The sequence below is a fragment of the Megasphaera sp. AF13-6AC genome, from assembly GCF_027685385.1.
Lineage (GTDB): Bacteria > Bacillota > Negativicutes > Veillonellales > Megasphaeraceae > Megasphaera > Megasphaera micronuciformis.
In genome coordinates this window covers 1-3451 of the sequence record NZ_JAQCUN010000128.1, presented here as the reverse complement: position 1 = coordinate 3451, position 3451 = coordinate 1, and the positions used below count along the sequence as shown (strand labels likewise).

General features: G+C 46.2%; 2 protein-coding genes. Both read left to right on the top strand.

Going from position 1 to position 3451, the window contains the following annotated elements; translation table 11 throughout:
- A partial coding sequence (mfd, locus tag PGX78_RS06905) for a transcription-repair coupling factor (protein WP_270446094.1) occupies window positions 1-2948 on the top strand: 2948 nt, incomplete at its 5' end.
- On the top strand, window positions 2941-3451 hold a 511-nt coding region (locus PGX78_RS06900), incomplete at its 3' end, for an oligosaccharide flippase family protein (protein WP_270446092.1). The genes mfd and PGX78_RS06900, both read left to right, overlap by 8 nt.

The following is a 3451-nucleotide window of genomic DNA, read 5'->3' as shown; positions in this document are numbered from 1 at the left end:
GTTCAAGGCAAGCTGTAGTCGTGGCTACAGCTGAAGAGGCGGCACAATTTGTGACGGCACCGCAAAAAATAGATGATGCCGTATTATCCTTTAAGGTCGGTGAGGATTATGAACGGGAAACTATTTTATCAGGCCTTGTAAGCGGCGGCTATGAACGGTCGGACCTGGTTGACCGACGCGGCCTTTTTTCCGTGCGCGGCGATATTATCGACATTTACCCTCTTAATGAAAAAGAGCCTATTCGGTTGGAGTTTTTCGGAGATACGCTGGAAAATATTCGCTATTTTAACGAACAGACCCAAAAGTCGTCGATGAAAACAGACTCGGTTCGCATATTACCCTTTGCATTGGCTTATGATAAAGACGATAAAAAGACAACCTTATTGGATTACGGAAACAACGGTATTATTATTTGGGATGAAGGAAACCGTATTAAAGAAGAATTAAAGAAAAGTTTTTCCGAATCGACGGAGCGTAAGAATGAAGCCGCAAAATGGCGTTCTTTAGCCGGTGAAAAACGTACGGCCGTACAGCTTGTTTTGTCTTTGTTGGCACAGTCGGTAAGCGAGTTGGAAACGGATGAAACAGTCAGTATTACATCCAAGACGGTAGCCGGCTTCAGAAAAGAATTTACGCTCTTGAAGGATGAGCTGGGGCATTGGCTAGAACGGGATTATCGGATTATTTTCGTCATATCCGGAGAAAAGAGAGCGGCATCTCTTAACGGTTGGCTGAAGCAGAATGAGTTTTATGCTTCGCCCTTAACGGAGAACGGCAAGGATACGGGAATTTTTATCAGCTCCGGGGAAATTCGTAACGGCTTTGAATTTCCTTATGCCAAGACGGTTGTTATTGCGGAAAAAGATATTTACGGCACACAGAAGAAAAGACTGCGGCGCCATACGGAAAACGGTCAGGAGATCAACGCTTTTACGGATTTACATGCCGGCGATTATGTCGTTCACGATACACACGGTATCGGTAAGTATATCGGTATCAAGACCATTGAAACGGACGGCGTTCATAAGGATTATTTGGAAATTCATTATTCGGGCCATGATGTCTTATATGTACCGACGGATCAGATTCAATTCCTGCAACGTTATATCGGCAATGAGGGAGAGGCTCCTCGCCTGAGTCGTATGGGCGGGGCCGACTGGAAAAAGGCGAGAGCCAAGGCTCAAAAGTCTATCGATAATTTAGCGGAAAAATTAGTGGCTTTATATGCTAAACGTGAAATTACGGACGGTTATGCTTTTCCACCGGACACGCCTTTTCAACAAGAGTTTGAAGAAGCCTTCCCGTACGAAGAAACGCAGGATCAGTTAAAGGCCGTAGCTGCTATTAAAGAGAGTATGGAAAAGCCCGTACCCATGGATTGTCTGGTGTGCGGCGATGTAGGCTTCGGGAAGACGGAGGTAGCCGTACGGGCGGCTTTTAAGGCGGTTATGGGAGGTAAACAGGTAGCGGTTCTCGTGCCGACGACCGTCTTAGCTCAGCAACACTACCAGACCTTTTCGGAACGATTTCGCTCTTTCGGTGTCGTTTGTGATGTTCTCAATCGATTCCGTTCCATAAAAGAGAGAAAAGAAATTCTGCAAAAGGTGGAAGCAGGACAAATTGACGTACTCATCGGTACGCACAGTATCTTAAATAAAAATGTAAAGTTTAAAGATGCAGGATTGCTGATTGTCGATGAAGAACAACGTTTCGGTGTGGCACAGAAAGAAAAATGGAAAACCTGGGCCACGGGAATTGACGTCCTGACCTTATCGGCAACACCTATTCCCAGAACCTTGCATATGTCTCTCGTTCATTTACGACAAATGTGTCTGATCGAAACGCCGCCTACAGAGCGGCTTCCGGTTCAGACTTATGTGACGGAATACGACGGAGCCATTGTAAGAGATGCTATTATGCGCGAAAAGCGTAGAGGCGGTCAGGTGTTTTTCGTCTATAACCGCGTAGCGACAATGGAGCGCATGAAGGTTGAATTGGAGGCTCTCGTTCCCGAAGTGACTATCGGTATGGCGCACGGACAGATGACGGGATCCGTCCTGGAAGCCAATATGTTCGATTTTTATGAAGGCGAATACGACGTTCTATTGTGCTCCAGTTTAGTTGAAAACGGTTTGGATATTGCCAATGCCAACACGATTATTGTTTACGACGCCGATCGTTTCGGTTTGTCACAGTTATATCAAATGCGCGGTCGGGTGGGGCGCAGTCATCGCACGGCTTATGCATATTTTTTGTACAGACGTAATAAAATCCTGAATGAAGTTGCCGAAAAGCGGTTGCAAGCCGTTAAAGAGTTTACCGAATTGGGTTCAGGATTTAAAATAGCTATGCGTGATTTGGAAATTCGCGGTGCCGGTAATCTGCTTGGTCGAGAACAGCACGGTAATATTGCCGGTGTAGGTTTTGTCATGTATGTACAGATGTTGGAAGAAGCCGTAAATCGATTACGCAATGAAGGCTATACTAAAACTGTCGATGTGCGTACGACATTGGAAGTCAGAGTCGACGCCTTTATTGACGATACGTATATTGAGCATGGCGGGCAAAAAATCGAAATGTATCAACGGTTGGCTTTGGTACGTACGGAAGAAGCGTTAGAGGAATTGAAGAATGAATTGACAGACCGTTTCGGGAAACCGACCCGGGCTGTTCAAAACTTATTAAAAGCTACGCATTTACGAATTCGTGCACAAAAGGACTTGGTTTTGTCCGTCAGTCAAAAAGGTATAGGCCTCGAATTTCGTTGGAAAGATGAAGCTTCTTCGCCTAGGACGGAACTGTTTGAACCCGTGTTGCGAAAACGTTGCAAAAAGCTTCCCGGTCTTACTGCAACTTTCAGGTTTGATATGACTGGTATAGATGATGTGTTGGCATATATCGAATACATATTGAAGGCCTATGAAAAACAGGAGAGAATGAATGGTTAAGAATGTCTTTCTCCGCGGTGCGGCGGCATTAACCGTAGCCGGCATTGCCGTAAAAATCTTGGGCGGTGTCAATCGAATCCTCTTATCCCGAATTTTAGGAGGCGAAGGAATCGGCTTATATCAAATTGCTTATCCCGTGTATATGCTCGGGTTGAGTATTGCCGGAGCCGGCGTACCCATTGCTTTGTCCGTCATGGTGGCGGAGAAGGCGGCACAGGGTGATTATGCCGGTGCCGAACGGATTTTCAAGGTTATTTTTGCCTTTACGGCTTTTATGGCTTGTTCATTCGGCTTGCTGTTATTTGTCGGGGCAGGAGGTTTGATTTCCGCCGGATTGGTTCGCGATGTACGTGCTTATTCGGCATTGATTGTCTTGGCTCCGGCTTTGACCGTGTCTGTTCTTACCTGTGCCTTTCGCGGCTATTTCCAAGGGTTACAGCTCATGGTGCCGACAGCCGCGTCACAGATTTGTGATCAGTTTGTGCGCGTGTGCGTTATGTTGG